This is a genomic window from Paraburkholderia dilworthii (assembly GCF_000472525.1).
In the GTDB taxonomy this organism is placed as follows: domain Bacteria; phylum Pseudomonadota; class Gammaproteobacteria; order Burkholderiales; family Burkholderiaceae; genus Paraburkholderia; species Paraburkholderia dilworthii.
The window spans coordinates 1-1,245 of record NZ_AWZT01000138.1 but is presented as its reverse complement, the minus strand read 5'-3'; the positions used below and the strand labels follow the sequence as shown (position 1 = coordinate 1,245).

The following is a 1,245-nucleotide window of genomic DNA, read 5'->3' as shown; positions in this document are numbered from 1 at the left end:
CCATCGCCAGCGTCGACTCACGGTGCTTTTCGCCCAACCAGCTCTCATGCCGGAACTCAAATGCGGTGAGGAACGGGTGCATGCGCTCCGCACAGCGTTCAACGTGCTCCCTCGCTTTCGGTACCGCCGTGACCCAATGCGGGAACTGGAAAAGCACTGAGCCCAACTTGCCAGCCTGATGCAGCGGTCGCAACGCTTCGAAGAAGCGTGCCCACAGTTCCTCGATCACCGGCGGCGGAATGTCCTTGTAGTAGAGGTTCTTCTTGCCCGTCTTGTGCAAGTGCGCTTGCAGATCCTTCGGGAAAAATCGCGGCTCGGTCTGGTGGCCGGTGAACAGGCGGAACGCCTTCAGGTCGAAAACGAACCCGGCAGGCGTCCTTTCAACCCACAAGGCGCTGTTGGTAGCGCTGGGCATCGCATAGTACGAAGAATCGACTTCAACCAGGGGGAACACGCTCGCATAGTAGCGCAAGCGTGCTTCCGCACTGTTGCAGCCGGGAGGATAGAACGAGCCTGACTCGATCAGTGTCTTGTCGGCCCATGAGGCGGTTCCCACCAGAATCGACATGGCAAGGTCCCTTGAGGTAAGTCACCGATCATTCTGCCGCAGGCTGCGCGCCGGAAAAAGCGCCCGTGACGCGGCGCCGGCGAGCGACCGTGCCGCTCCGACGCGACCGCCCTGGCGGCGTCAACCGGACTGCGTTTGCTGGCACTCCGTTCGGAACCAGTAGTCGACCACCCTCTGCGCCGCCTGAAGATCGTCCGGATAGTACGGATCGTACCAGGGAGACGGGTCGTAGCCTGCCTTCCTTAGCGCGGACAGCTCGCTCTGGTGTTGCCCCATGGTTGGCGGGGCGTTCGTCCTTAGCGCGGCGATGTCGCGGCACTCTGTCGGGCTGAGACGCCGGCCGCTGTACGGCACGGTGGCGGCGACACAGCCTGCAAGCAAAAGGGCCGCATTGAGTGCGGCAGCCGTGGTGACATAGCCTCTGACCGACATGATGAGACCTCCCTGACTTTGCGGCGGCCGACGCCGCCGCATTGCCCGAGCCCAAAGCGTCCGCCGGCGTGCGATGCACGCTACTCGTCGCCGCTTCGAAGCTCACTGTGTTTGTGTGAATGCGTCGCGCCATGAACCAGTTCGTAATGCGCGCCCTTGCCTGAACGGGTTGGAGGAAAATGCTCGCCTTCGACGCAGGTGACCTCGAATTCCGGGCCGCCTCCGCCCTCCTTCACTACCTTGTA

General features: G+C 62.6%; 2 protein-coding genes. Both read right to left on the bottom strand.

The genetic code is table 11. The features are described 5' to 3' along the window. Positions 1–568 (bottom strand): DUF72 domain-containing protein (locus F759_RS0135610; RefSeq protein WP_027803927.1); only part of this gene is annotated, 568 nt, incomplete at its 3' end. 120 nt (positions 569–688) lie between these two features. Beyond that, entirely contained in the window at positions 689–1,000 is a 312-nt protein-coding gene (locus F759_RS0135605) for a DUF4148 domain-containing protein (RefSeq protein WP_036026345.1), read from the bottom strand. Between the last annotated feature and the right edge of the window lie 245 nt (positions 1,001–1,245).

Excerpts from the sequence above, each read along its gene's own strand:
- F759_RS0135605 (WP_036026345.1), bottom strand. The coding sequence starts at position 1,000 with ATGTCGGTCAGAGGCTATGTCACCACGGCTGCCGCACTCAATGCGGCC.